This window comes from Enterobacter sp. K510 (assembly GCF_055804875.1).
In genome coordinates this window covers 19,300-41,477 of record NZ_JBNRLQ010000015.1, presented here as the reverse complement: position 1 = coordinate 41,477, position 22,178 = coordinate 19,300, and the positions used below count along the sequence as shown (strand labels likewise).

The 22,178-nt window shown below is 57.2% G+C and carries 22 protein-coding genes; 8 read left to right on the top strand and 14 right to left on the bottom strand.

The window, feature by feature from the left end; genetic code table 11:
• The first annotated feature begins 7 nt into the window (after positions 1–7).
• Positions 8–1,135 carry a 23S rRNA (uracil(747)-C(5))-methyltransferase RlmC gene (rlmC, locus tag ACQUTD_RS20465; RefSeq protein ID WP_473277328.1) on the top strand — a complete coding sequence of 376 codons (1,128 nt, stop codon included), beginning with the start codon at positions 8–10 and terminating at the stop codon, positions 1,133–1,135.
• Between the two features lie 88 nt (positions 1,136–1,223).
• Here rlmC and artJ read toward each other — a convergent pair whose 3' ends face one another.
• The 6 genes from artJ to ACQUTD_RS20435 all read right to left on the bottom strand — a co-directional run bounded on the left by artJ (position 1,224) and on the right by ACQUTD_RS20435 (position 5,713).
• Positions 1,224–1,955, bottom strand: coding sequence for an arginine ABC transporter substrate-binding protein ArtJ (gene artJ, locus ACQUTD_RS20460; protein WP_072567991.1), 732 nt, complete (start codon positions 1,953–1,955; stop codon positions 1,224–1,226).
• Between the two features lie 150 nt (positions 1,956–2,105).
• Entirely contained in the window at positions 2,106–2,774 is a 669-nt protein-coding gene (gene artM, locus ACQUTD_RS20455) for an arginine ABC transporter permease ArtM (protein ID WP_318374155.1), read from the bottom strand.
• Positions 2,774–3,490, bottom strand: a complete 717-nt coding sequence (artQ, locus tag ACQUTD_RS20450) for an arginine ABC transporter permease ArtQ (RefSeq protein ID WP_072567993.1) — start codon at positions 3,488–3,490, stop codon at positions 2,774–2,776. The genes artM and artQ overlap by 1 nt, the downstream gene beginning before the upstream one ends.
• Before the next feature lie 6 nt (positions 3,491–3,496).
• Positions 3,497–4,228 carry an arginine ABC transporter substrate-binding protein ArtI gene (gene artI / locus ACQUTD_RS20445; RefSeq protein ID WP_318375740.1) on the bottom strand — a complete coding sequence of 244 codons (732 nt, stop codon included), beginning with the start codon at positions 4,226–4,228 and terminating at the stop codon, positions 3,497–3,499.
• Between the two features lie 19 nt (positions 4,229–4,247).
• Positions 4,248–4,976 (bottom strand): arginine ABC transporter ATP-binding protein ArtP, encoded by a 729-nt coding sequence (gene artP / locus ACQUTD_RS20440; protein WP_072567995.1) that lies wholly within the window; start codon positions 4,974–4,976, stop codon positions 4,248–4,250.
• A gap of 221 nt (positions 4,977–5,197) precedes the next feature.
• Positions 5,198–5,713, bottom strand: coding sequence for a lipoprotein (locus ACQUTD_RS20435; protein WP_072567996.1), 516 nt, complete (start codon positions 5,711–5,713; stop codon positions 5,198–5,200).
• 94 nt (positions 5,714–5,807) lie between these two features.
• Here ACQUTD_RS20435 and ACQUTD_RS20430 point away from each other — a divergent pair, with 94 nt between their 5' ends.
• Together ACQUTD_RS20430 and ACQUTD_RS20425 are read left to right on the top strand one after the other, a co-directional pair.
• Complete coding sequence (locus tag ACQUTD_RS20430; RefSeq protein WP_072567997.1) at positions 5,808–6,128, top strand: heavy metal-binding domain-containing protein; 321 nt, start codon at positions 5,808–5,810, stop codon at positions 6,126–6,128.
• Positions 6,128–6,958 carry an N-acetylmuramoyl-L-alanine amidase gene (locus ACQUTD_RS20425; protein WP_473277327.1) on the top strand — a complete coding sequence of 277 codons (831 nt, stop codon included), beginning with the start codon at positions 6,128–6,130 and terminating at the stop codon, positions 6,956–6,958. Before ACQUTD_RS20430 ends, ACQUTD_RS20425 begins: the two co-directional genes overlap by 1 nt.
• A 7-nt stretch (positions 6,959–6,965) precedes the next feature.
• On the opposite strand, the gene ACQUTD_RS20420 is transcribed toward ACQUTD_RS20425, so the two are convergent.
• From ACQUTD_RS20420 to poxB, 3 genes are all read right to left on the bottom strand, one after another.
• Positions 6,966–7,979 carry an SDR family NAD(P)-dependent oxidoreductase gene (locus ACQUTD_RS20420; protein ID WP_473277326.1) on the bottom strand — a complete coding sequence of 338 codons (1,014 nt, stop codon included), beginning with the start codon at positions 7,977–7,979 and terminating at the stop codon, positions 6,966–6,968.
• A 146-nt stretch (positions 7,980–8,125) separates the two neighbouring features.
• Positions 8,126–9,127, bottom strand: a complete 1,002-nt coding sequence (ltaE, locus tag ACQUTD_RS20415) for a low-specificity L-threonine aldolase (RefSeq protein ID WP_318363517.1) — start codon at positions 9,125–9,127, stop codon at positions 8,126–8,128.
• A 38-nt stretch (positions 9,128–9,165) separates the two neighbouring features.
• On the bottom strand, positions 9,166–10,884 hold the full coding sequence (poxB, locus tag ACQUTD_RS20410) for a ubiquinone-dependent pyruvate dehydrogenase (RefSeq protein ID WP_473277325.1): 1,719 nt from the start codon (positions 10,882–10,884) through the stop codon (positions 9,166–9,168).
• A gap of 152 nt (positions 10,885–11,036) precedes the next feature.
• Between poxB and ACQUTD_RS20405 the strand changes: the two genes are divergently transcribed.
• Positions 11,037–11,471 carry a DoxX family protein gene (locus ACQUTD_RS20405; protein WP_318363515.1) on the top strand — a complete coding sequence of 145 codons (435 nt, stop codon included), beginning with the start codon at positions 11,037–11,039 and terminating at the stop codon, positions 11,469–11,471.
• Positions 11,472–11,516: 45 nt separating this feature from the next.
• On the opposite strand, the gene hcr is transcribed toward ACQUTD_RS20405, so the two are convergent.
• The 3 genes from hcr to ACQUTD_RS20390 all read right to left on the bottom strand — a co-directional run bounded on the left by hcr (position 11,517) and on the right by ACQUTD_RS20390 (position 15,192).
• Complete coding sequence (gene hcr / locus ACQUTD_RS20400; RefSeq protein WP_072568002.1) at positions 11,517–12,485, bottom strand: NADH oxidoreductase; 969 nt, start codon at positions 12,483–12,485, stop codon at positions 11,517–11,519.
• 10 nt (positions 12,486–12,495) lie between these two features.
• On the bottom strand, positions 12,496–14,148 hold the full coding sequence (gene hcp, locus ACQUTD_RS20395; protein ID WP_318374162.1) for a hydroxylamine reductase: 1,653 nt from the start codon (positions 14,146–14,148) through the stop codon (positions 12,496–12,498).
• A gap of 144 nt (positions 14,149–14,292) precedes the next feature.
• Positions 14,293–15,192, bottom strand: coding sequence for a LysO family transporter (locus tag ACQUTD_RS20390; RefSeq protein ID WP_072568004.1), 900 nt, complete (start codon positions 15,190–15,192; stop codon positions 14,293–14,295).
• A 202-nt stretch (positions 15,193–15,394) separates the two neighbouring features.
• On the opposite strand from ACQUTD_RS20390, the gene ACQUTD_RS20385 reads away from it, so the two are divergent.
• Complete coding sequence (locus ACQUTD_RS20385; protein ID WP_473277324.1) at positions 15,395–17,053, top strand: DUF2813 domain-containing protein; 1,659 nt, start codon at positions 15,395–15,397, stop codon at positions 17,051–17,053.
• Here the strand turns inward: ACQUTD_RS20385 and ACQUTD_RS20380 are convergent.
• Positions 17,050–18,003 (bottom strand): DUF535 family protein, encoded by a 954-nt coding sequence (locus ACQUTD_RS20380; protein WP_473277323.1) that lies wholly within the window; start codon positions 18,001–18,003, stop codon positions 17,050–17,052. The two genes, ACQUTD_RS20385 and ACQUTD_RS20380, sit on opposite strands and share 4 nt — an antisense overlap.
• 158 nt (positions 18,004–18,161) lie before the next feature.
• Here ACQUTD_RS20380 and macA point away from each other — a divergent pair, with 158 nt between their 5' ends.
• Complete coding sequence (macA, locus tag ACQUTD_RS20375) at positions 18,162–19,277, top strand: macrolide transporter subunit MacA (RefSeq protein WP_318363509.1); 1,116 nt, start codon at positions 18,162–18,164, stop codon at positions 19,275–19,277.
• Positions 19,274–21,220: a macrolide ABC transporter ATP-binding protein/permease MacB gene (gene macB / locus ACQUTD_RS20370; protein WP_318374167.1), complete on the top strand. Its 1,947-nt coding sequence runs from the start codon at positions 19,274–19,276 to the stop codon at positions 21,218–21,220. The genes macA and macB overlap by 4 nt, the downstream gene beginning before the upstream one ends.
• 65 nt (positions 21,221–21,285) lie before the next feature.
• Here macB and cspD read toward each other — a convergent pair whose 3' ends face one another.
• Complete coding sequence (cspD, locus tag ACQUTD_RS20365) at positions 21,286–21,525, bottom strand: cold shock-like protein CspD (RefSeq protein WP_072568009.1); 240 nt, start codon at positions 21,523–21,525, stop codon at positions 21,286–21,288.
• Between the two features lie 327 nt (positions 21,526–21,852).
• On the opposite strand from cspD, the gene clpS reads away from it, so the two are divergent.
• Positions 21,853–22,173, top strand: a complete 321-nt coding sequence (clpS, locus tag ACQUTD_RS20360) for an ATP-dependent Clp protease adapter ClpS (protein ID WP_072568010.1) — start codon at positions 21,853–21,855, stop codon at positions 22,171–22,173.
• The last annotated feature ends 5 nt before the right edge of the window (positions 22,174–22,178 follow it).

Sequence of the window (22,178 nt, the reverse complement as noted above, 5' to 3'; positions counted from 1 at the left end):
TTTCATCATGCAGTGCGCACTCTATGACGCCGGGCGTTGCCGATCCTGTCAGTGGATCGAACAGCCCGTCGCCCGACAACTCGACGCCAAAATGGACGACCTCCGCACATTGCTGGAAGGTATGCCCGTAGCCGGGTGGTGCGCACCGGTAAGCGGCCCGGAGCAGGGCTTTCGTAATAAAGCGAAAATGGTGGTCAGCGGCAGCGTGGAAAAACCGCTGCTCGGTATGCTGCACCGTGACGGCACGCCGGAAGATCTTACCGGCTGCCCGCTCTATCCGGCCTCGTTTTACCCGGTCTTTGCGGCGTTAAAGCCTTTTATCGCCCGCGCGGGCCTCACGCCCTACAACGTGGCGCGTAAACGCGGCGAACTCAAATATCTGTTACTCACCGAAAGCCAGCAGGACGGCGGCATGATGCTGCGTTTTGTGCTGCGCTCCGATGCCAAACTGGCCCAGCTGCGCGCAGCACTGCCGGAATTGCAGGCGCAGCTGCCGCAGCTGAAAGTCATCACCGCGAATATTCAGCCGGTGCATATGGCGATCATGGAAGGGGAGCAGGAGATTTATCTCACCAGGCAACAGGCGCTGGCCGAAAACTTTAACGGCGTGCCGCTGTGGATCCGCCCGCAGAGCTTTTTCCAGACCAACCCGCAGGTGGCGGCAAGCCTTTACGCTACGGCCCGGGACTGGGTGCGGGCGCTGCCGGTGACGCATATGTGGGATCTGTTTTGCGGCGTCGGCGGTTTTGGCCTGCACTGCGCCACGCCGGAAATGAAGCTAACGGGTATCGAGATCGCCCCGGAAGCCATTGCCTGCGCCAGGGAGTCAGCCCGGGCGCTGGGGCTGCAAAATTTACAGTTTCAGGCGCTGGATTCGACGCGTTTCGCCACCGCGCAGGGGGAAGTGCCGGAACTGGTGCTGGTCAATCCGCCGCGCCGCGGTATCGGCAACGCGCTCTGTGATTACCTGAGCCGTATGGCCCCGCAATTTATTATCTATTCCAGCTGTAATGCGCAGACGATGGCGAAGGATTTGCGCGAACTGCCGGGTTACCGCATCGAGCGTGTGCAGCTGTTTGATATGTTCCCGCATACCGCGCATTGCGAAGTGTTGACGTTATTGGTGCGTGATTAATGCCGGGTGGCGCTGGCGCTTACCCGGCCTACTTAATGATGTTTTCCCTGGCCCGGCAAGCGACGCGCCGCCGGGCGGAAAGGGCATCTTACTGCGGGAACCACTGGTCGCTGATTTTCTGATAAGTGCCATCGGTTTTAATGGCTTTCAGGGCGGCGTTCAGTTTTTCCAGCAGGGCTTTATTATCCGGGCGCACGGCAATACCGAGGCCGGTGCCGAAATACTGCGGATCGGTCACTTTTGGTGTGGCGGTGCCCAGCTGCGGGTTGGTTTTCAGCCACTCGTTCACCACGGCGGTATCGCCAAACACGCCGTCGATACGACCATTTTTCAGATCGATAATCGCGTTCTGATAGCTGTCATAGGCCACGGTTTTTACTTCCGGATGCTGATCCTGGAGGTATTTCTGGTGCGTGGTGCCGTTTTCCATACCGATGCGTTTACCTTTCAGCTCTTCAAAAGATTTAAACGCGCCTTTTTTGGCAATCACCACCGCTGAGTTGGCGTAGTACGGCTCGGTAAAGGCCACCTGCTTGCTGCGATCCGGGGTAATGTCCATGCCGGAAATCACCGCGTCATATTTTTTAAACTTCAGCGCCGGGATCAGGCTGTCAAAGGCGTGGTTAGTGAAGGTGCACTCTGCCTGCATCTGTTTGCACAGCGCTTTCGCCAGATCGATATCAAAACCGACAATCTGATTGCTGGCATCCAGGGATTCAAACGGCGGATAAGTGGCGGAAACGCCGAAGCTGATTTTGTCGGCGGCGCTGGCACCGGCTGCGAAGGTGGCAAGAATAGCGGCCAGAACTAACTTTTTCATGGTGGAACTCCTGTCTGTCAGTCTTATTGTTTTTACCGTGTCTGCGGCATGGATTAACAATGCCAGTTAATGAATTTATATGCAATATATATGATTAATTATATTTATTGAGATGTAAAAAAGGCGGGTTGCCCCGCCTGTTTTTAGTGCTTAATTACGTCGTTCAAAGGCCAGCGCCCGACGCTCGATAAGACGCATCATCAGCGTCAGTAAGCCGTTCACTATCAGATAGATAAGTCCGGCTGCGCCAAACACCATCACATCATACGTCCGGCCATACAGCAGCTGTCCGTGGCCCATGACTTCCATCAGCGTGATGGTATAGGCCAGCGACGTGCTTTTGAATACTAATACCACTTCGTTAGAGTAGGACGAGAGCGCGCGTTTGAAAGCGTACGGCAGCAGAATCGCCAGAGTATCTTTTTTACTCATCCCCAGGGCTGAGCAGGACTGCCACTGGCCGTCGGGAATGGCGCGGATCGCCCCGTAAAACAGCTGCGTGGTATAGGCGGCGCTGTTCAGCGACAGAGCCAACAGCGCGCACAGCCAGGGTTCAGAGAGCAGATGCCACAGTACCGGATATTCCTGTAACGTCGGGAACTGTCCCGGACCGTAGTAAATCAGGAAGATCTGCACCAGCAACGGCGTACCGGTGAACAGCGTGATGTAACCACGCACAATCCACACCAGCACCGGCGTTTTCAGCGTCAGCACAATGGTAAACAGCAGCGCCAGCACCAGCGCCACCAGAATGGACGCCACGGTGAGCGTCAGGCTGGTGTGCAGCCCTTTCATCAGTTCAGGTAAATACTCAAGCATCAGTCTGCTCTCCGCTCAAAACGTGTCGCGCGCAGGTCAATGCGTTTGAGGATGTACTGACTGAGCAGGGTAATGACCAGGTAAATGGCCGCCGCCACGATATACCAGGTAAAAGGCTCCTGAGTACGGGTGGCGATACTGCGGGTCTGCAACATCAAATCGTTCACGCTGATCAAGGATACCAGCGCCGTGTCTTTCAGCAGCACCAGCCACTGATTGCCCAGCCCCGGCAGCGCATGACGCCACATCTGCGGCATCACCAGACGGAAAAAAATCGCGCTTTTCGACAGGCCCAGCGCCTGGCCGGATTCCCATTGCCCCAGCGGAACGGCTTTCAGCGCCCCGCGCAGCGTCTGGGAGGCGTAGGCCGCGTAGAGCAGCGACAGCGCAATGACGCCGCACAGGAACGGGCTGACATCAAAGTTTTCAATCTGCATTTGCAGCGGAATTTGCACCACGCCCAGATTGAGCGTGAAGCCGTCAGATAACATTAACAGCAGCTGTGAAGAGCCAAAATAGACAAACAGCACCACCAGAATTTCCGGCAGGCCGCGCAAAATAGTGACCAGCGCCGATCCCGCCCATGCGACAGGACGCCATTTGACGGATTCCCATACCGCAAACAGCATCGCCAGCGCGAGGCCAATGATCAGCGCACAAACGGCAAGGCCGACGGTCATCCCGGCGGCGCTTGCTAAAGGGAACATGTCATTCATCAAGGATTACTTCTGGAACCATTTGTTATAGATGTTCTCGTAGGTGCCATCTTTCTTCACTTTATCCAGCGCAGCGTTGAATTTCTGCTGAAGTTCAGTGTTGCCCTGACGAACAGCAATGCCGAGGCCGGTGCCGAAGTAATCTTTATCGGTCACTTTGTCACCCACGGCGGCCAGTTTGTCACTGGCTTTCAGCCACTCGGTCACCACCGCGGTGTCACCGAATACCGCATCAATACGGCCATTCTGCAGATCCAGCTTCGCGTTCTGGTAGCTGTCGTAAGGCACGGTGGTGATTTCCGGGTGCTTATCGGTGATGAATTTCTGGTGCGTGGTACCGTTCTGCACGCCGACTTTTTTGCCTTTCAGCGCGTCAATGCTGGCGAATTTGTCTTTCTGACCAATGAACAGCGCGGAGTTGTCGTAGTAAGCGTTGGTGAACAGCACCTGCTTTTCACGCTCCGGCGTGATGTCCATACCGGCCATCACCGCGTCGAAACGACGGAATTTCAGGCTCGGGATCAGGCTGTCAAAAGCCTGGTTGGTGAAGGTACAGGTCGCATCGATCTCTTTGCACAGCGCGTTGGCCAGATCGACATCAAAGCCGACAATCTTGTTACTGGCATCCGTGGATTCAAACGGAGGGTAGCTTGCTTCGGTGGCGAAACGAATAGTCTGGGCAGCACCGGCGGAGAGGCTGACGCTGGCGAGCAGGGCGGCAATCAGTACTTTTTTCATTGTCATAGTCCCGAAAAGATCAGTGAGATAAGTAGTGTTTAAAAGCATCGGTCTGCGGCGCGGCAAAGCGGCTGGCATCCCCTTGCTCGATAATATGACCATTTTCCATGTACACCACGCGACTGGCGGTCTTGCGCGCCACTTCCACTTCGTGGGTCACGATCACCTGGGTGATATTGGTTTCCGCCAGTTCGCGAATGATACTCACGATCTGCGCGGTGATTTCCGGGTCGAGCGCGGCGGTAGGCTCATCAAACAACAGCACCTGCGGCTCCATCATCAGCGCACGGGCAATGGCCACGCGCTGCTGCTGACCGCCGGAGAGGTGCAGCGGGAAACGATCGCTGTAGGGTTTGAGACGCAAACGCTCAAGCAGCTTTTCAGCGCGCGCCAGCGCCTGATCTTTGCTCAGACCCAGCACGCGGCAGGGGGCTTCGATCAGGTTTTGCAGCACGGTCAGGTGCGGCCATAAATTGTATTGCTGGAACACCATGCCGACGTTCTGCCGCAGACTGCGGATCGCTTTGTCAGACGGGGCCTTTGAGAAATCGAACTGATTGCCGGCAATAGTGAGCGTGCCGGAGCGCGGCATCTCCAGCAGATTGAGTACGCGCAGCAGGGAGCTTTTGCCTGCACCGCTTGGGCCAAGCAGCACCAGCGTTTCGCCCTCAGGGCAATCCAGGTTGATATCGAACAGCGCCTGATGTGCGCCGTAGAAACAGTTAATGCCGTTTAATTGAATACTCATCGAGGCAATCTAATAGCTATTGAGGCCGCAAATAGTAACGTTGACAGAATAGTTATGCAATATTTCTGCGTGAAAAGGTAAATATAAAGCGCATCCAGTAATAAAGTTAGCACAAAACCCTGGACGTGGTGTGATGCAGGTAGAAATGTCGGCATTCACCGCGGAATGCCAGACATTTTACGGGGGTTAACAGATTTAACCCGTTAATGATGCATAATTTATCAGCGATGCTCGACAGACTGACGCAGCGATCCGGCAGGCGCGTGAGCGTTGCCGCCCAGATAACGCACATCATCAACCGCCCAGCACTGACCTTCACGGATCATCAGCACTTCGTCCTGCCACGTCTGGCTGCCCTGGGTGAGGGTGACGCGCAGCGGAATATTGCGGGCATCGGTGTTAGGGATGGTTGAGGCGCTGCTGACGCTGGCGGTTTCCGGCTGGGTGGTGCGGCTGGAGAACGGATCGCTGCGCAGGAAGGCGGTGTTTTTGGTATCACGGCTGGCGTCGGCCAGCAGCTTCGCCAGATCGTCGCTCAGGTACGGACGCAGCGCGGTAGCATCAGTGCTGCGGTTCTGAATACGAAAATCGTAGAACTTTTGTGCCACACTGTCAGGACCGCCTTCGACACAGGGGCCGCTGCGTGTGCCAATATCCTTGAACGCGGGGGTTACCGTTGTACAGGCGCTCAACGCCAGCGCGCAGGGTACAATGACGGATAAAAATGAGTAGCGCATAATGATTTCCTTATTAACCTACTGTCTGTTCAATGATAGCGTATCGGTTTGATTATGCGCGCGTTAGGCACTGAACGTTAAAAGGAGAAGCACCATGCAATTTTCAACCACCCCAACGCTTGAAGGCCAGCCGATTGTAAAATATTGCGGCGTGGTCACCGGGGAGGCGATCCTGGGCGCGAATATCTTCCGCGATTTTTTCGCCGGGATCCGCGATATTGTCGGCGGACGCTCAGGCGCCTATGAAAAAGAGCTGCGTAAAGCGCGGGAAATCGCCTTTCGCGAGCTGGAAGAACAGGCGAAAGCGCTGGGAGCAGACGCGGTAGTCGGTATCGATATCGACTACGAAACCGTCGGTAAGGACAGCAGTATGCTGATGGTGAGCATCAGCGGTACGGCAGTGAAAACCCGCTGATGAAAAGCTGGTTTGGGCTGATTGCGCTGGCGCTGCTGCTGACCGGCTGCGCCAGCGAAAAGGGCGTGGTGGATAAAGCTGGCTATCAGCTGGATACGCGCCACCAGGCGCAGGCGGCCTATCCACGTATTAAGGTGCTGGTGATCCACTACACCGCCGACGATTTTGACGCCTCTCTGGCGACGCTGACCGACAAACATGTCAGTTCGCACTACCTGATCCCGGCGCGGCCGCCGCTGCATCAGGGCAAGCCGCGGATCTGGCAGCTGGTGCCCGAGCAGGATCTGGCCTGGCATGCGGGCGTCAGCTTCTGGCGCGGCGCAACGCGCATTAACGACACCTCCATCGGCATTGAACTGGAAAACCGTGGCTGGCAAAAGTTTGCCGGCGCTAAGCGCTTTACACCGTTCGAGCCGCAGCAAATTGCCGCGCTGGTGCCGCTGGCGAAAAACATCATCGATAGTTACAACATACTTCCGCAGAACGTCGTGGCACACTCGGACATCGCGCCACAACGTAAGGACGACCCAGGTCCGTTATTCCCGTGGCAGGCGCTGGCGCAGCAGGGGATTGGCGCATGGCCGGACGATGACCGCGTGGCCTTCTACTTAAACGGGCGCGATCCCGCCGCCCCCGTCGATCAGGCGCAGCTGCTGGATCTGCTGGCACGTTATGGCTATGAGGTGAAACCGGAGATGACGCCCGCGCAGAAAAAGCGGGTGATAGTGGCGTTCCAGATGCATTTCCGCCCGGCGCGCTGGGACGGCGTGGCGGATGCGCAGAGCCTGGCGATTGCCGAAGCGCTGCTGGAAAAATACGGGCAGGGCTGACCAGACCTCAGCGGTGTAATTTACCGTGATCTTTCAGCCACAGCGCCGTGCGGCGAATGCCTTCATCAAGGGTGACCTGCGGCTGGTAGCCCAGTTCCGTCTGCGCACGTGACGTATCCAGCGTGAAGTCAAAGTTCAGCTTGGCGACGCCATAATGCGTCAGCGCAGGCTCTTTGGCTTTTTTATCGCCGAAGCGCTCCAGGCTGCGGGCGATCATATCCAGCATCGGCCAGGGCACGGAGCGGATGCGGCAATCAATATCCAGCTCATCAATTAACGTCTGCACGATTTTACGCAGCTTCACCGGTTCGCCGTTGGTGATGTTGTACGCCCGGCCCGACGGCAGCGCATCGCACACCTCCTGGCTGGCCAGCCACATCGCATGTACAGCGTTCTCAAAGTAGGTCATATCGACGAGTGCATCACCGCCGCGCGGTAACAGCACGCTGCGGTAGTGATGCATCATCTGGGCGAGACGCGGAATAAACACTTTATCATGCGGCCCGAACAGGCTCTGCGGGCGCAGCACGGTGAAGCGGGTGTTGGGGTTCGCCTGTGCCAGCATATGCACCACGTCCTCCGCTGCCGCTTTACTGCGGGCGAATTCGTTGGCGTAGCGCAACGGACGGAAATCTTCCTGAATGTTCCGGTGATGGTGATAATCAAAATAGACGGACGGCGAGGAGACGTGGATAAAATTACGCACGCCCCAGGCCACCGCCCACTCACCCAGACGACGGGTAGCGCGCACGTTAGCCAGATCGAAGGCTTCCTGGGTGCCCCAGGGCGAGGTAAAGCTGGAGCAATGCCACAGCGTATCCACGCCTGCCAGCATCACTTTTGCCTGGGAAGAGACCAGCTCCGTCAGATCGGCCTGTACAAATTCAGCGCCCATTTTTTGCAGCAGCTTGCCCATCGCTTCATTGCGACCCGTAGCCCTGACGCTGACGCCTTTTTGTCGCAGAAACTCGACCGCGTTTCGGCCTAAACCGCTGGTTGCGCCCGTGACCAGAACCTTCATAGCAATCCACTGTGTTGAAAAGAATTTCGTGCGCATTCTTCCGTGAAAAACGGCTGGTTGCAATGGGAAAGGTGAAAGATTACCGCTTCCATTCAGACTTTCTCTCTATTTTGTTCTGTCGGGCGCGTGATGTGGCCTTCCGCGCCTTAACGTTGTAAAAAGGCCTGCCAGTGCGCCACCAGTTCCGTCAGCTGTTCGCGGCTGACGTCAAGGTGCGTCACCAGACGCGTCACCGGCGAGGCGTTCAGCAGCACGCCGCGCGCCTGCATAAATTCGCCCAGTGCCGCGGCATCTTCTTCGCCCACGCGCACAAACAGCATATTGGTTTCCTGACGGCTGACGTCCGCCCCGATATCACGCAACTGCGCTGCCAGCCAGGCGGCGTTGTCGTGATCCTCTTTCAGACGCTGGACGTTATTTTTCAGCGCGTACAGACCGGCTGCCGCCAGAAATCCCGCCTGGCGCATCCCGCCGCCGGTCATTTTCCGCCAGCGCAGCGCGCGTTTGATGTAGTCGTGGTTGCCCACCAGCAGCGAGCCGACAGGCGCGCCCAGGCCTTTCGACAGGCAAATGGTGAAGGAGTCGCAATATTGCGTGATCTCTTTAAGTTCGCAGCCGTATTCCACCACGGCGTTAAAGATACGCGCGCCGTCCACGTGCAGCGCCAGGCCTTTCTCACGGGTAAATTCCCACGCCTGCTGTAAATAGTCGCGCGGCAGCACTTTGCCGTTATGGGTGTTTTCCAGGCTCAGTAAGCGGGTGCGGGCGAAGTGAATATCGTCGGCTTTGATTTTGGCCGCCACTTTATCCAGCGGCAGGGTGCCGTCCGGGCTGGCGTCGATGGGCTGTGGCTGAATACTGCCCAGCACCGCCGCGCCGCCCGCTTCATACAGGTAGTTATGCGCGCCCTGACCGACAATATACTCCTCGCCGCGCTCGCAGTGGCTTAACAGCGCCACCAGATTCGCCTGGGTGCCGGTGGGTAAAAACAGCGCGGCTTCCTTGCCGCTGAGTTCCGCCGCGTAACGCTGAAGTTCGTTCACGGTCGGATCATCTCCGTACACGTCATCCCCGACCGGGGCGGCCATCATATAGCGACGCATATTGCGCCCCGGGCGGGTGACGGTATCACTGCGTAAGTCGATCACGGCATTTCCTTATTTTGACTCAGAATTGTCCCTCTGTTTTACCTGAGCCAGTTGGTTTTCGCCAGTTCCATCACCTCATCGCCGCGTCCGTTGATGATTGCGCGCAGCATATACAGGCTGAAGCCTTTGGCCTGCTCCATTTTGATCTGCGGCGGCATCGCCAGTTCTTCTTTGGCGACCACCACATCGATCAGAACCGGGCCGTCAATGGCGAAGGCACGCTGCAGGGCGTCGTCCACTTCGGAGGATTTCTCGACGCGAATACCGGTGATACCGCAGGCTTCGGCGATACGCGCGAAGTTGGTATCCTGTAAATCGGTGCCGTCAGTCAGATAGCCCCCGGCTTTCATCTCCATCGCCACAAAGCCCAGCACGCTGTTGTTAAAGACGATGATTTTCACCGGCAGCTTCATCTGTACCACGGAAAGGAAATCCCCCATCAGCATACTGAAGCCGCCGTCGCCACACATTGCCACCACCTGGCGGTCCGGCGCGGTGGCTTTTGCGCCCAGCGCCTGCGGCATGGCGTTCGCCATTGAGCCGTGGTTAAAAGAGCCGAGCAGACGGCGTTTGCCGTTCATCTTCAGATAACGCGCCGCCCAGACGGTGGGCGTGCCGACGTCGCAGGTGAAAATCGCATCGTCATCGGCGTAATGGCTGATCTGCTGCGCCAGGTATTGCGGATGCACGGCTTTTTCGCTTGGCTTCGCCAGATCGTCGAGGCCTTTACGCGCATCACGGTAATCTTCCAGCGCTTTATCAAGGAAGCGGCGGTCGGTTTTCTCCTCCAGCAACGGCAGCAGGGCGGTGAGGGTGGCGTTGATGTCGCCGATCAGCGCCATATCCACTTTGCTGTGCGCGCCAATGCTCGCGGGGTTGATATCGATCTGGATGATTTTGGCGTCGGTCGGGTAAAACGCGCGGTACGGGAACTGGGTGCCGAGCAGGATCAGCGTATCGGCATTCATCATCGCGTGATAGCCGGAGGAGAAACCGATCAGCCCTGTCATGCCAACGTCATACGGGTTGTCGTACTCCACGTGCTCTTTGCCGCGCAGGGCGTGGATAATCGGCGCTTTCAGTTTAGCGGCAAACTCGATCAGCGGCTGGTGCGCCCCGGCACAACCGCTGCCGCACATCAGCGCGATATTGCTGGAGTAGCGCAACAGCTGCGCCAGTTTTTTCAGCTCCTCATGCGTCGGCGTGATCACCGGCTGCGGCGCGTGATACCAGTGGGCGCTGGCGGTTTCAGGCGCGGCCTGAAGCGCGACGTCGCCTGGCAGTACCACCACCGACACGCCGCGGTTGAGAATGGCTTTGCGCATGGCGATGGCCAGTACCTGCGGGATCTGCTCGGGGCTGGAAACCAGCTCGCAATAGTGGCTGCACTCACGGAACAACTCTTGCGGGTGGGTCTCCTGGAAATAGCCGCTGCCGATTTCGCTGGACGGGATATGGGCGGCAATCGCCAGCACCGGCACGCGGTTGCGGTGACAGTCAAACAGGCCGTTGATCAGATGCAGGTTACCCGGTCCGCAGGATCCGGCGCAGACGGCCAGTTCACCGGTGAGCTGCGCCTCGGCACCGGCGGCAAAGGCGGCGACCTCTTCATGGCGGGTCGGCATCCATTCAATGGTGCCCATACGGTTGAGGCTATCGCTTAGGCCATTCAGGGAATCGCCGGTGACGCCCCAGATGCGTTTTACGCCTGCCTGTTCGAGTGTTTTGGCGACAAATGCCGCGACGGTCTGTTTCATAATCTCTGGTGTCCTTGTTAAAAAGTCTCGTTAACAAGCGTAGATGAAAATGGCCGTCACACTTTTATCAGCCCTACAGCTAACAGGGGTTTATTTCCGCCGGCATTCGGAATAATCTGCAAACCACATAATGAAAACAGGAATCATTTCAAATGGTTAAATCAATGTTAAATGCGGTTAACAGAATGTTTGCGCATGAAGATGCGGGTAAGTTTTTACTGCGTCTGACGGTGGGCGGGCTGATGTTATTCCATGGACTGCACAAGCTTTTTGACGGGATTGACGGCATCAGCGGCATGCTGGTGGCAAAAGGGTTGCCGGGTTTTATCGCCTACGGCGTGCTATTGGGGGAAGTGTTGTGTCCGCTGCTGGTGATCCTGGGCGTGCTGACGCGTCCGGCGGCGCTGGGCATTGCGTTTACGATGGTGGTGGCATGGTTGATGGTCGGCATTAATAAAACCGGCGCGCTGGATGTGACCGGCGCCTGGGCGATTGAAAGCCTGGTCTATTTCTTTGTGGCGTCGATTGCGGTAGCGTTGTTGGGCGCGGGACGGTATTCCGTTGCGCCCTCGGCAGAATGGCGATAACAGGGTAGGCCGGGTAAGGCGTAAGCCGCCACCCGGCGCTATTTATTACGCCAACACTAAATCACTCTGCGGATGGCAGGAGCAGGCCAGCACATAGCCCTCTGCCACCTCCGCATCGCTCAGCGTCATGCTGCTGGTTACGCTGTAATCCCCGGAAAGCACCCGCGTTTTACAGCTGCCGCACACGCCCGCACGACAGGCGGCATTAACCGGCACCTTATTGCTTTCCATCGCTTCCAGTAACGTGCTGCCAACCGGCGCATAAAAATCCCGCGCCGGTTGCAGTTTGCTGATTTTCAGCCCGCCCGTTGCTGCGGCGGCGGCCGGGACAAAGAATTGCTCTTTAAAGAAGCGGGTTACGCCCAGCGCTTTCACCTCTTTTTCCACCAGATCCATATAAGGCGCGGGGCCGCAGGTCATGACGGTACGCGAGGCCAGATCCGGCACGGATTTCAGCAACTCCGTGGTCAGGCGTCCGGAGACAAAACCGTGAGTGGCATTGTTTTCCGCCACCAGCGTCACCGGATAACGACGCCACTCATCGGCAAAAATGACATCTTCCGGCGAGCGGACGTTGAAAATCACCTGCACATCGGCGTCAGGGCGATACTTCGCCAGCCAGCGGCGCATTGACATAATCGGCGTCACGCCACAGCCCGCCGCCAGCAACAACAGCCGATCGTTAGGTTCGTTATCACAGGTGAATTCCCCCTGCGCATCGGAAAGCCACAGATAGTCGCCGCGCTTCACGTCGCGGGTCAGCCACTCCGAGCCTGCGCCGCCGTCCAGACGACGGATGGTCAGCGTGATGTATTCGCTGACCCCAGGCGTTGAGGAGAGCGTATAGGCGCGCAGCGTATCGGCGGAATTCCGAATGCTGACCAGCGCATACTGGCCCGCACGGTACGGGTAGTAGTCATGGCATAACAGCGACAGCGTCCACACATCTGGCGTTTCCTGTGTGATGTGGTGAACCTGCATACGCCATGGGCATTGGGCTACGGGCATCGTCATAACGTCCTCCTTACGCGCTCAGCAGTTGCTGAATGTCCTGTTCCACGGTGGTCACGGAACGCAGACCAAATTTCTCATTCAGTACCGCCAGCAGATCCGGCGTCAGGAAGCCTGGCGCGGTCGGGCCGGTAACAATATTGGTGACGCCGAGCGACAGCAGCGTCAGCAGAATAACAATCGCTTTTTGTTCAAACCAGGAGAGCACCAGCGACAGCGGCAGGTCGTTCACGCCGCAGCCCAGTTTTTCCGCCAGGGTGACCGCCAGAATAATCGCCGAATAAGCATCATTACACTGACCGGCATCCACCAGACGCGGCAGCCCTTCGATGTTGCCGAAGTCCAGCTTGTTAAAGCGGTATTTCCCGCAGGCGAGGGTGAGGATCAGGCAGTCATCCGGCACGCTGGTGGCAAAATCGGTAAAGTAGTTACGCTCGCCGCGCGCTCCGTCGCAGCCGCCGACGAGGAAGATGTGACGCAGTTTTTCACGGCTTACCAGATCGATCAGCGTATCTGCCGCGCCGAGCAGCGTCTGACGACCAAAGCCCACGGTGATCAGATGTTCAATTTCGCTGAACGGGAAGCCCGCCATCTGCTGAGCCTGAGCGATCACCGGCGCGAAATTGTCACCTTCCAGGTGGCTTACGCCCGGCCAGCCGACGATGCTGCGCGTCCAGATACGATCGTCATACGCGCCGACCGTCGGGTCGATAATGCAGTTCGAGGTCATCACGATGGGGCCGGGGAAGCGGGCGAATTCCACCTGCTGGTTCTGCCAGCCGCTGCCGTAGTTACCCACCAGATGTTTAAATTTGCGCAGTTCCGGGTAGCCGTGGGCCGGCAGCATTTCGCCGTGGGTATAAACGTTCACGCCGGTGCCTTCGGTCTGTTGCAGCAGGTTATAGAGATCTTTCAGATCATGACCGGAGATCAAAATACATTTACCGGCGGTGGCTTTGACGTTCACCTGGGTCGGGGTCGGATGGCCGTAGGTTTCAGTTTCACCGGCGTCGAGAATGCTCATCACTTTGAAGTTCATCTGGCCGATTTCCATCGAACATTCCAGCAGCGCATTCATATCCGCAGGCCAGGTGCCAAGCCACGCCATGATTTTGTGATACTGGGCGTAGATGGCGTTATCGTACTGGCCCAGCACGTGAGCGTGTTCCATATAGGCCGCCGCCCCTTTCAGGCCGTACAGGCACAGCAGGCGCAGGCCGAGAATATTGTCGCCGATATCGGCTTTGTCTTTGTTCGGCGTGAAGGCTTCTGCCTGACGCTGCAACTCGCCCAGATCGTCGCTCACCAGTTGCAGATCCGCCAGCGGATGATCCACGCTGGCCGCCGGATCGATGCTCTGGCACAGCGCTTTCAGGGCTTCACGTTTCGCAATGGCTTCACGGGCGTAGCCAACGATGCGCGGCGAATCGAAGTTTACGTTAGTTAAGGTGGAGAAGAAGGCGCGTGGCGCAAAGTTGTCGATCTCATGGTCGATGAGATCATAGTCACGGGCTTTTACCGCCCAGGCGGATAACCCCTGCAGCGCCGCAATCAGCAGATCCTGGAGATCAGAAGTTTCTGCGGTTTTACCGCACATACCCTGCGCGTAAGAACAGCCGTTGCCAGCCGGAGTACGGATAGTTTGCTCACATTGCACACAAAACATGATCACACCTGTATAAGTTATATTTGAAATGCATGTTTAAGCTTATGCCGCTGACGCAGGGGTTTAAAGTGATTTGTATGACTACTTGCAGGGAGATTGATTTAACGCAATTTCAGGCGGTAACGAACTACCGCCGGAGGGGTATCAGGCGGAGAAAAAGGCCATTAACAGCGGTACCAGCAGACTTAACACAAAACCGTGCACAATGGCGGCGGGAACCATCTCCAGCCCCCCGCTGCGTTGCAGTACCGGCAGCGTGAAGTCCATGGAGGTGGCGCCGCATAATCCCAGCGCGGTAGAACGGCTACGGCGCACCAGCGCCGGGATCAGCATAATGGCGATCAGTTCACGGCCCAGATCGTTAAAGAAGGCGGCGCTGCCAATGACCGGGCCAAAGGATTCGGTCAGCAGGATGCCGGAGAGGGAATACCAGCCAAAACCGGACGCCATAGCTAAACCGGTTTTCAGCGGCAGATCAAGGATCAGCGCGTTAATTATGCCGCCCGCCAGCGAGCTTAACAGTACCACCACGGCGACAATCATTCCGCGGCGGTTCAGCACGATCTGCTTTAAGGTCATGCCGTTATTACGCAGCTGAATGCCAATCAGGAACAGGAGGAAAATCAGCGTATATTCGCTGGCTTCGGTGGCGTGCTGCAGGAATGTCAGCCCGCTGAGCCCAATTATAAAACCGAGCACCACCACGCCGCACAGCTTAAGGGATTCCAGCGCCATGGCCACCCGCGACGGTAATTTTTCCTGCTGGTGCTGATGATGCCAGGGCAGGGCGCGTTCAAGCCATAACAGGGCGGCAATATTACACAGCATAATAATGACGATGCTGACCGCGGAATAATGCAGTATGGCCAGCAGATTGGTCGCCAAATTATCGAGAAAGGCCAGGCTTATCCCCATAAAAAAAAGAATGACGTACACGATCCAGCTTAATAAGCGGTTAATCAGCTTAAGGGCGGCGGTATGGTGCAGGGGAATGAGATAACCCACGATAAGCGGGATAAGTATGATGAGTAGTCCTGATAACATGAACAGCCTGGATCCTTTGCTTAAAAATGAAATAGCGCCGTAACACACTACTCAATCCGCTTAAGTGAGTAAAGAAGCAGAAATAAAGAAAAATTATGCAGATGTGATGTCCGTATATTCTCTCAGGTCTTGATATATTTTACTTTTTTCCGGCCCGCTATACTGTTGTACTCAATGGAGCGCCATTATTGCCGGAGGAGTTATGCTGCTGGAACGCGTGGACATTGCCGGATTTCGCGGTATTAACCGATTATCTCTGCTGCTGGAAGAAAATAATGTTCTGATCGGCGAAAACGCGTGGGGTAAATCCAGCCTGCTGGATGCGCTGACGCTGTTATTATCCCCTGAATCCACGCTTTATCATTTCACGCGCGATGATTTCTGGTTTCCGCCGGGCGATGTTATGGGGCGCGAACACCATTTGCATATCATTCTGACCTTTCGCGAAACCGAGCCGGGGCACCGCCATGCCCGACGTTACCGGCCGCTGACTGATTGCTGGGTGGCCGGAGACGATGGCTATCACCGGATATTTTACCGGCTGGAGGGCGAGCTGGGAGAAGACGGCAGCGTGATGACCCTGCGCGGTTTTCTGGATGCCGGAGGGCAACTGCTGCCGCTGACAAACATCAATGAACAGGCGCGGCATCTGGTGCGTCTGATGCCGGTATTGCGCCTGCGGGATGCCCGTTTTATGCGCCGCATTCGCAACGGTACGGTGCCGGAAGCGCCGGATGTGGACGTCACCGCCCGGCAGCTTGATTTCCTGGCCCGCGAGCTGGTGTCGCGTCCGCAAAACCTCAGCGACGGGCAGATACGTCACGGGCTGACGGCGATGGTACAGCTGCTGGAGCACTATTTTGCCGAACAGGGCACCACCGAGGCGCGGCATCGTCTGCTGCGCCGCCACGCTCACGATGAGCAGCGCAGCTGGCGCTATCTCGATATTATCAACCGGATGATCGACAAACCTGGCGGTCGCAGCCACAGGGTCATTTTGCTGGGGCTGTTTTCCACCCTGTTACAGGCGAAAGGCACAATACGGCTCGATAAAGACGCGAGGCCGCTGTTGCTGATTGAAGATCCGGAAACCCGCCTGCACCCAATCATGCTGTCGGTGGCCTGGCAGTTGCTGAACCTGCTGCCGTTGCAGCGCATCACCACCACTAACTCCGGCGAGCTGCTGTCGCTGACGCCGGTGGAGCATGTCTGTCGGCTGGTACGCGGCTCCTCCCGCATCGCCGCCTGGCGACTGGGACCGGGCGGCATGAACGCCGAAGACAGCCGCCGCATCGCGTTTCATATCCGCGCTAACCGGCCTTCGTCGCTGTTTGCCCGCTGCTGGCTGCTGGTGGAAGGGGAAACGGAAACCTGGGTGATCAGCGAACTGGCGCGCCAGTGCGGTCATCATTTTGACGCCGAAGGGATCAAAGTGATCGAGTTCGCCCAGTCCGGCCTGAAACCGCTGGTCAAATTCGCCCGTCGCATGGGGATTGAATGGCATGTGCTGGTGGATGGCGACGAGGCCGGGAAAAAATACGCCGCCACCGCCCGCAGTATGCTGGACGGCAATCGCGATCATGAACGCGATCACCTGACGGCCTTACCGGCGATGGACATGGAACATTTTATGTATCGCGAAGGCTTCGCCGACGTTTATCACCGGGTGGCGCAGCTGCCGGAAAACGTGCCAATGAATATGCGGCGGGTGATCATCAAAGCCATTCACCGCTCATCGAAACCGGATCTGGCGATAGAAGTGGCGATGGAAGCGGGGCGACGCGGTGTGGATGCCGTGCCGCTGCTGCTGCGCAAGATGTTTTCCCGCGTGCTGTGGCTGGCACGCGGGCGGGCAGATTAGCCCATCGCGCGCTGCACCTGCGTCAGCAGGCTGTCGAGCAGTTCATAACGGCGGCGATACTCCGCGCGTTTTTTGCTGGCGATCTCCTCCATGGGCTTGCGCGGCATCGCCAGCGGCATCTGATAATCGCCCCTGGCCGTCGGCTCGCCGCCCAGTGACAGCCAGAAGCCGTCGTAATCGGCGTGCAGTTTGTCCTGCTTTTTCTGGCGGTAGCGCCAGTTGCGATAAATATGCGTATGGTTACTGACCGCGAGGATCTGCTCCACCCCCAGCTTTTCACCCATTGCCATGGCCGCTTCCACCAGCAGGCGTTTCGGGAACAGACCGTGGCAGGCTTTGGTGGCGCTCTGGATCAGCTGATGATCGACATGGGCTTTCGCGCCCTGTAAGCCGCCGATATAGAGCGTGTTTTTGCCCTCCACCGGGCAGAGGGTAAAAGTCAGCTCCGCCAGCACCGTCTGTTCAGCATCGCAAAACACCAGCGTCGCTTCGCCTTCTTTGTCCAGCATCGCATCCGCGCGCAGACGCAGGCTGTAGGGCTGATCGTTTTTGCCGTTAAGGGTCGCCAGCGCCACACCGTGACGGGAAAGGTAGCCATTGAGCACGCTGGCAGGCAGTTGCTGCATCAGGCTCTGGTAATGCCAGCGCAGGGCGTCAATCGCCGTCTGCCGGGAGGTGTTCACCGACAGCCAGGGGCGATGCAGACGGCACGGCAGGCCCGGCTGCGCGTTAAGAAGTTGCAGCAGGCACGGCTGTCTGACCAGAATGGACATCCACTTTGCGGTAGCGAAGGGCGTCGCCAGCGAGCGAAGCATAAACTTCCGGCGGTAGGCCGGGTTTTGCCAGGCCAGCCCGGGCATCAGCATTCCGCTGGCTAAATGGCGGAAAAGCTGCCAGCCTGTTTCAGGTTGCGGCAATGCGGAGTGTGGAGTGGCAACGAATGTAGACATGATAAACCTGCGCGTAATAACCAGGCATTCATTTCAGCAAGGACACTCTCAACGCCACCTCAATGGGTTTGCGGGATAAAATAAAGGTGGGGTTTCGTTGACCCTCCGTTTAGGTAGAATTCATCATTACTGAAGTCAGCTCAATTACTGGAATTTATATGAAGCTAAAGGGAAAACGCAGGAAGGTCATATTGTTGCTGACCGTGCTGGCGCTGATTGCCGGATTCTGGCTGTGGCGGCAGCTCAATGCGCCGCTGCCGCAGTACCAGACGCTGATCGTCCGGCCGGGTGATTTGCAGCAAAGCGTGCTGGCCACCGGCAAACTGGATGCGCTGCGCAAAGTTGACGTGGGTGCGCAGGTGAGCGGTCAGTTGAAAACGCTGTCGGTGAATATTGGCGATAAAGTGAAGAAAGATCAGCTGCTGGGCGTTATCGATCCGGAGCAGGCGCAGAACCAGATCAAAGAGGTGGAAGCCACATTAATGGAGCTGCGCGCGCAGCGCCGCCAGGCGGATGCGGAAAGACGTCTGGCGCAGGTGACGCTGGGCCGTCAGCAGCAACTGGCGAAAACCCAGGCGGTGTCGCGCCAGGATCTGGATACTGCCATCACTGAGCTGGCGGTAAAAGAGGCGCAAATCGGTACCATCGACGCGCAAATTAAACGTAATCAGGCAACGCTGGATACGGCTAAAACGAACCTCGAATACACGCGCATCGTCGCGCCTATGGCCGGGGAAGTGACGCAAATCACTACCCTGCAGGGCCAGACGGTGATCGCCGCGCAACAGGCGCCGAACATTCTGACGCTGGCGGATATGAGCACCATGCTGGTGAAAGCCCAGGTCTCGGAAGCGGACGTCATTCATCTTAAACCCGGCCAGAAAGCCTGGTTTACCGTGCTGGGCGATCCGCTCACCCGCTACGAAGGCGTGCTGAAAGACATTCTGCCCACGCCGGAAAAAGTGAACGACGCGATTTTCTATCATGCCCGTTTTGAAGTGCCGAACCCGAAAGGCGTGCTGCGTCTGGAGATGACCGCGCAGGTGCATATTCAACTCTCCGGCGTGAAAAATGTGCTTACCGTGCCGCTGTCGGCGTTGGGCGATCCGATCGGCGATAACCGTTACAAGGTCACACTGCTGCGTAATGGCGAAACCCGCGAGCGCGAAGTGACTATCGGCGCGCGTAATGACACCGATGTGGAAGTGACCAAAGGCCTGGAAGCGGGCGATGAAGTGGTGACGGGCACTACAACGCCCGGAGTGACGCCATGACGGCGCTGCTCGAACTGCATGACATTCGCCGCAGCTATCCCTCCGGCGAAGGCCAGGTGGAGGTGCTGAAGGGGATCACCCTTAGCATTGAAGCGGGTGAAATGGTGGCGATTGTCGGCGCGTCTGGCTCCGGTAAATCGACGCTGATGAATATTCTGGGCTGCCTGGATAAGCCCTCCAGCGGCACCTATCGCGTGGCGGGCAGCGATGTCGCCCTGCTGGATAAAGACGCGCTGGCCCGCCTGCGCCGCGAGCATTTTGGCTTTATCTTTCAGCGCTACCATCTGCTGTCGCACCTGACGGCGGCGCAGAACGTCGAAGTGCCCGCGGTCTACGCCGGTACCGAGCGTAAAGCGCGTTTACAGCGGGCGCATGAATTACTGCAACGGTTGGGGCTGGGGGAGCGGGAAAGTTATCAGCCGTCCCAGCTCTCCGGCGGCCAGCAGCAGCGCGTCAGTATTGCCCGCGCGCTGATGAACGGCGGCCAGGTGATCCTCGCCGATGAGCCTACCGGGGCGCTGGACTCGCGTTCGGGCGAAGAAGTAATGGCGATCCTGCATCAGCTGCGCGACAACGGTCACACGGTGATCATCGTCACCCACGATCCGCTGGTGGCGGCGCAGGCCGAACGCATCATTGAGATCCGCGACGGGGAAATCATCAGTAATCCGCCGCCGCGATCCCGCGCTGCCGCCAGCGCGGATCGCCATGTGAATACCCGGCCGGAAAGCGGCTGGCGACAGTTCAGCAGCGGATTTCGCGAAGCGCTGACTATGGCCTGGCGGGCGATGGCCGCCAACAAAATGCGTACTCTGCTGACGATGCTGGGGATCATTATCGGCATCGCCTCGGTGGTTTCCATTGTGGTGGTGGGCGATGCGGCAAAACAGCTGGTGCTGGCGGATATACGCGCCATCGGCACCAATACCATTGATGTCTATCCCGGCAAAGATTTTGGCGATGACGATCCGCAGTATCAGCAGTCGCTGAAATATGACGATCTGGTGGCCATTCAGAAGCAGCCGTGGGTCAGCTCCGCCACGCCTGCGGTATCGCAAAGCCTGCGTTTACGTTACGGCGGCATTGACGTCGCCTCCAGCGCCAACGGCGTCAGCGGGCAGTATTTTAACGTCTACGGCATGACCTTCAGCGAAGGGGCGACTTTTAACGACGAACAGCTGAAAGGGCGCGCGCAGGTGGTGGTACTGGACGCCAATACCCGGCGGCAGCTTTTCCCCAATAAAGCGAAAGTGGTGGGTGAGGTGATCCTTGTCGGCAATATGCCCGCGACGGTAATCGGCGTGGCGGAAGAGAAGCAGTCGATGTTCGGCAGCAGCAAAATTTTGCGCGTCTGGTTGCCCTACACCACCATGTCCGGGCGCATTATGGGGCAGTCTTGGCTCAACTCGATCACCGTGCGGGTGAAAGAGGGCTACAGCAGCGAACAGGCGGATCAGCAGCTGACGCGACTGCTCTCCCTGCGCCACGGTAAAAAAGATTTCTTCACCTGGAATATGGACGGCATCTTGAAAACGGCGGAAAAGACCACACGTACATTACAGCTGTTTCTGACGCTGGTGGCGGTGATCTCGCTGTTGGTCGGTGGTATTGGCGTGATGAATATCATGCTGGTGTCGGTGACGGAGCGTACGCGTGAGATCGGCATCAGGATGGCGGTCGGCGCGCGGGCCAGCGACGTGCTGTCACAGTTTCTTATTGAAGCGGTGCTGGTGTGTCTGGTGGGCGGGGCGCTTGGCGTGAGTTTATCCATGCTGATTGCCTTTACGCTGCAAATTTTCCTGCCCGGCTGGGAAATTGGTTTTTCACCGGTGGCGCTGTTGACGGCGTTTATTTGTTCAACCTTCACCGGCGTGCTCTTTGGCTGGCTGCCCGCACGTAATGCGGCGCGGCTGGATCCGGTGGATGCGCTGGCGCGTGAGTAAATAAAAATGCCAGCCCGCGGGCTGGCATTTTACTGGCAGGCTGTACACAATGAAACGAAGCAGGACTACGCGACGGCCTCGGCAATCGCAACGGCTTCCGTTTCAAGGGGGACAATGAGGCTGGCATGATTGCCTTTCGGTCCCTGATGTACATCAAACCGGACCATCTGCCCGGCTTTGAGCGTTCTGTAACCATCCATCTGGATGGTGGAATAATGAGCGAAAATGTCTTCGCCGCCGCCTTCAGGGCAGATAAAGCCGAACCCTTTGGCGTTGTTGAACCACTTAACAGTACCCGTTTCCATGCTTCGACATCCTTCGTAAATCTTATTTAAGTAAGATGGAATGAACCGGTGGCAGAGAGGGCAGTTGTTCAAAACGTCGCCAACTCCCGACCTGTACAATTTAGATATTTCGGGCTTTGGGTCAAGCGTTAGGGTGTGCAGCGAAGCATGATTGAGTCAAAATTTTGAAGCAGTTAACGCAATTGCGGTAGTTTGTGACAGCCATCGCGGATGGCAATGATAGATGATAGTTATCTCACTTATGATGTAGATTCAAAATGCATCTAGACTCAAGTTACTGACAGTGTGCACGCTGTTGGCAACTTCAACCGAAGATGAATACGAGCGATGGGCAAGACCAATACCTGGCTGGATTTCGACCAGCTGGCGGCAGATAAACAGCGCGAAGCGCTAAAACCGCCATCCATGTATAAAGTAATGTTAATGAACGATGATTACACGCCGATGGAATTTGTTATTGACGTGCTACAAAAGTTCTTTTCTTATGATGTAGAACGCGCAACGCAATTGATGCTCACCGTTCACTATCACGGGAAAGCTATCTGTGGTGTGTTTACCGCCGAAGTTGCGGAGACCAAGGTGGCGATGGTGAATGAGTATGCCCGGGAGAACGAACATCCATTGTTGTGTACGTTAGAAAAAGCCTGATCAAG

What these genes read in the sequence shown, in the direction of transcription:
- rlmC (WP_473277328.1), top strand. Translation starts at nt 8, where the DNA reads ATGCAGTGCGCACTCTATGACGCCGGGCGTTGCCGATCCTGTCAGTGG.
- artJ (WP_072567991.1), bottom strand. Translation starts at nt 1,955, where the DNA reads ATGAAAAAGTTAGTTCTGGCCGCTATTCTTGCCACCTTCGCAGCCGGT.
- artM (WP_318374155.1), bottom strand. Translation starts at nt 2,774, where the DNA reads ATGCTTGAGTATTTACCTGAACTGATGAAAGGGCTGCACACCAGCCTG.
- artQ (WP_072567993.1), bottom strand. Translation starts at nt 3,490, where the DNA reads ATGAATGACATGTTCCCTTTAGCAAGCGCCGCCGGGATGACCGTCGGC.
- artI (WP_318375740.1), bottom strand. Translation starts at nt 4,228, where the DNA reads ATGAAAAAAGTACTGATTGCCGCCCTGCTCGCCAGCGTCAGCCTCTCC.
- artP (WP_072567995.1), bottom strand. Translation starts at nt 4,976, where the DNA reads ATGAGTATTCAATTAAACGGCATTAACTGTTTCTACGGCGCACATCAG.
- ACQUTD_RS20435 (WP_072567996.1), bottom strand. Translation starts at nt 5,713, where the DNA reads ATGCGCTACTCATTTTTATCCGTCATTGTACCCTGCGCGCTGGCGTTG.
- ACQUTD_RS20430 (WP_072567997.1), top strand. Translation starts at nt 5,808, where the DNA reads ATGCAATTTTCAACCACCCCAACGCTTGAAGGCCAGCCGATTGTAAAA.
- ACQUTD_RS20425 (WP_473277327.1), top strand. Translation starts at nt 6,128, where the DNA reads ATGAAAAGCTGGTTTGGGCTGATTGCGCTGGCGCTGCTGCTGACCGGC.
- ACQUTD_RS20420 (WP_473277326.1), bottom strand. Translation starts at nt 7,979, where the DNA reads ATGAAGGTTCTGGTCACGGGCGCAACCAGCGGTTTAGGCCGAAACGCG.
- poxB (WP_473277325.1), bottom strand. Translation starts at nt 10,884, where the DNA reads ATGAAACAGACCGTCGCGGCATTTGTCGCCAAAACACTCGAACAGGCA.
- ACQUTD_RS20405 (WP_318363515.1), top strand. Translation starts at nt 11,037, where the DNA reads ATGGTTAAATCAATGTTAAATGCGGTTAACAGAATGTTTGCGCATGAA.
- hcr (WP_072568002.1), bottom strand. Translation starts at nt 12,485, where the DNA reads ATGACGATGCCCGTAGCCCAATGCCCATGGCGTATGCAGGTTCACCAC.
- hcp (WP_318374162.1), bottom strand. Translation starts at nt 14,148, where the DNA reads ATGTTTTGTGTGCAATGTGAGCAAACTATCCGTACTCCGGCTGGCAAC.
- ACQUTD_RS20390 (WP_072568004.1), bottom strand. Translation starts at nt 15,192, where the DNA reads ATGTTATCAGGACTACTCATCATACTTATCCCGCTTATCGTGGGTTAT.
- ACQUTD_RS20385 (WP_473277324.1), top strand. Translation starts at nt 15,395, where the DNA reads ATGCTGCTGGAACGCGTGGACATTGCCGGATTTCGCGGTATTAACCGA.
- ACQUTD_RS20380 (WP_473277323.1), bottom strand. Translation starts at nt 18,003, where the DNA reads ATGTCTACATTCGTTGCCACTCCACACTCCGCATTGCCGCAACCTGAA.
- macA (WP_318363509.1), top strand. Translation starts at nt 18,162, where the DNA reads ATGAAGCTAAAGGGAAAACGCAGGAAGGTCATATTGTTGCTGACCGTG.
- macB (WP_318374167.1), top strand. Translation starts at nt 19,274, where the DNA reads ATGACGGCGCTGCTCGAACTGCATGACATTCGCCGCAGCTATCCCTCC.
- cspD (WP_072568009.1), bottom strand. Translation starts at nt 21,525, where the DNA reads ATGGAAACGGGTACTGTTAAGTGGTTCAACAACGCCAAAGGGTTCGGC.
- clpS (WP_072568010.1), top strand. Translation starts at nt 21,853, where the DNA reads ATGGGCAAGACCAATACCTGGCTGGATTTCGACCAGCTGGCGGCAGAT.